This window comes from Paraburkholderia madseniana, assembly GCF_009690905.1.
In the GTDB taxonomy this organism is placed as follows: Bacteria; Pseudomonadota; Gammaproteobacteria; order Burkholderiales; family Burkholderiaceae; genus Paraburkholderia; species Paraburkholderia madseniana.
Map to the genome: position 1 here is coordinate 1 of NZ_VOSW01000239.1, position 2,582 is coordinate 2,582.

Consider the following 2,582-nt stretch of genomic DNA (forward strand, 5'->3'; position numbering starts at 1 on the left):
GGTTCCACCTCTTTGTGGACGTTTGTCGATTGACGGCAAGGCGATCGTTCAACGGCCCAGGCTTACTGCTTAAACCCTGCGTGACGCAGCGCTTCCTCAGCGGCCTCGTGGTCTTGAACCGATGTTCCGCCAGAAACACCGATGCCACCCACCAGACGCCCTTCGTGGAAGATCGGTACGCCACCGCCGACCGGCGTCAGCCGCGGATGGTGCGCCAGTGGGGCAACGGTGGGCTCGGCCATGTACTGATTCCATTGGTGCGTGGCCATGCCGAACGACGCGGCGGTCCATGCCTTGTCGATGGCGACATCAACGGTAAGGAACGGGGCGGTATCCGCTCGCTCGAAAGCGCGCAGGTGGCCTCCTGCATCGGTAATTGCGATCGTCGCGGCGAATCCGCGCGCGGCGCACGCGCGGCGCGCTTCTGCCAGCAATGCTTGTGCAGCTTCCAGGCTGATCGTTGTCGTGCTGATGATTTGCGATGTCATGTTGATGCTCATTGTCAGAAGAGTTCAGCGGTTGGCGACGACGACCTTGCCGATCATATTGCCTGCCTCGACCAGCGCATGCGCCTCGATCAAACCTGCGGCGTTGATGCCGTCAATGCGTCGGGTCAGCGTGTGCTTGAGGCGGCCCAGATCGACCAGCTCCGCCGCGCGGCGCAGCAACGCGTATTGCCGTGCGAGGGTGTCGGTGGTGAACATCGCGCGGGTGAACATCAGCTCCCAGTGAATCGAGATGGATTTCCCCTTGAACGGCCCGATGTCCAGACCCACCGGGTCGTCGATGAGTGCGAACTGGCCTTCCGGGCGCAGCACGGAGGCGATTTGCGGCACATAGGCGGCGCTGTTGTTCAGCCCGGCAACGTGGGTAACGTGCTCGATGCCGAGCGCGGCCAACTGGGGTGCCCAGGCCTGATGATGATCGAGGACGTAATGTGCGCCATGGGCCAGCACCCACTCGCGGGTTTCCGGCCGCGAGGCCGTGCCGATGACGGTCATGCCAGTCAACTCGCGCGCCAGTTGGGTCAGAATCGAACCGACGCCGCCAGCCGCTCCAATGACGAGCAGCACGTTGTTGTCGGTCGGGTCCGCTGCGTGAACACGCAGACGGTCGAACAGCAGCTCCCACGCAGTGATCGTCGTCAGCGGCAACGACGCGGCCGCGGCGAAGTCCAGTGAGGTCGGCATAGGTCCGACGATGCGCTCGTCCACGGCGTGCAGTTCGCTGTTGCTGCCGGGCCGCTTGATGTCACCCGCGTACCAGACACGGTCGCCTGCCTTGAAGCGGGTTGCCAGCGGACCGGTCGCGCGGACGATTCCCGCCGCGTCCCAGCCGGCGATGCGCGCACCGCCTTCCGGAATATCTCCACCGCGCCGGATCTTGGTATCGACCGGGTTGACCGATACCGCTTTCACTTCCACCAGCAGATCGTGGTCGCGCAGCTCCGGCGTCGGCAGCTCGATATCCTGCAGCGCCTGCGGGTGGCTGATGGGATGGTTCTGATAGAAGCCAATTGCTTTCATACACGTGGTCTCCAAGGGTGATTGAGACCATGTTATCTTTCGTCGATATGCGGATAAATACCCGCCGAGCCCAAACAATTTCGGCATTTCAATGAAAATGATTCGACTCGATGACGTTCAGATCTTCGTACACACGGTGGACTACGGCAGCTTCTCGGAGGCGGCGCGCCAGTTGAATATCGCGCCCGCACATGCGAGTGCGTCAGTGCAGCGACTCGAAAAGGCGCTGGACACGCGCCTGTTCACCCGTTCGACGCGAAGCATGCAACTTTCGGACGCCGGGGAGCGATACCTGCCGCATGCGCGGGTCATGATTGGCGCGCTGGAGCAAGGCCAGCAGGCCCTGGCCGACGGCCGGGGGGCGCTGTCCGGGCCGCTGCGGCTGTCCGCTCCGTCTGACTTTGGTCGAAACCTGCTGTTACCGTGGCTGGATGAATTTCAGCACCGGCACCCTGGTTTGTCGCTGCACGTGAAAATAAGCGACCGTGCGGCCGACCTCATCCGCCAGCCGCTGGATGCGCTCGTGCGCTACGGAGCGCTGCCAGATTCGTCTCTTCTGGCCATGAAACTGGTCGACAACAATCGACGCGCATTGTGTGCCGCGCCGTCATACCTCGAACGGCATGGCGCACCGGCCAAAGTTGAGGATCTGCGGCGACACAACTGCCTTCGGTACGTCTGGAGCGAGCAGATACATGAACGCTGGCACTTTACCCCGCCTGGCGGCGAGCGCACCGTGGCCGTCACAGGCAATCGCATCAGCGACGATGCCGATGCAGTTCGTCGCTGGGCGATAGCCGGGGAAGGCCTTGTCTACAAGTCGCGGCTGGACCTCATTGACGATCTGAAGGCAGGTCGGCTGGTGGAGTTATTTCCCCCGGAGTATTGCGAGCTCGCGCCGCTGCACTTGATTTGTGCTCACCGTGCGCAACTGTCGCCGGCGATTAACGCGTTGCATGCTTTCTTGCGGGAGCGCTGCACTGCATTGCTTGCCAGCCATCCATCCGGAGGCACTCAGGCTGTACTCGCGATTTAATTGGCCGCCTACAGGGCGCA

3 protein-coding genes are annotated in these 2,582 nt (G+C 62.6%); 1 reads left to right on the forward strand and 2 read right to left on the reverse strand.

All coding sequences use genetic code 11. The features are described from left to right. Positions 1–62 precede the first annotated feature (62 nt). Both FSO04_RS45465 and FSO04_RS45470 read right to left on the reverse strand, forming a co-directional pair. On the reverse strand, positions 63–488 hold the full coding sequence (locus FSO04_RS45465; protein ID WP_115109045.1) for a GlcG/HbpS family heme-binding protein: 426 nt from the start codon (positions 486–488) through the stop codon (positions 63–65). Between the two features lie 24 nt (positions 489–512). Next, positions 513–1,526 carry a zinc-binding alcohol dehydrogenase family protein gene (locus tag FSO04_RS45470; protein ID WP_154567962.1) on the reverse strand — a complete coding sequence of 338 codons (1,014 nt, stop codon included), beginning with the start codon at positions 1,524–1,526 and terminating at the stop codon, positions 513–515. Between the two features lie 97 nt (positions 1,527–1,623). Here FSO04_RS45470 and FSO04_RS45475 point away from each other — a divergent pair, with 97 nt between their 5' ends. Further along, positions 1,624–2,562, forward strand: coding sequence for a LysR family transcriptional regulator (locus tag FSO04_RS45475; protein WP_154567963.1), 939 nt, complete (start codon positions 1,624–1,626; stop codon positions 2,560–2,562). Positions 2,563–2,582: the final 20 nt, after the last annotated feature.

What these genes read in the sequence shown, in the direction of transcription:
- FSO04_RS45470 (WP_154567962.1), bottom strand. Translation starts at nt 1,526, where the DNA reads ATGAAAGCAATTGGCTTCTATCAGAACCATCCCATCAGCCACCCGCAG.
- FSO04_RS45475 (WP_154567963.1), top strand. Translation starts at nt 1,624, where the DNA reads ATGATTCGACTCGATGACGTTCAGATCTTCGTACACACGGTGGACTAC.
- FSO04_RS45465 (WP_115109045.1), bottom strand. Translation starts at nt 488, where the DNA reads ATGACATCGCAAATCATCAGCACGACAACGATCAGCCTGGAAGCTGCA.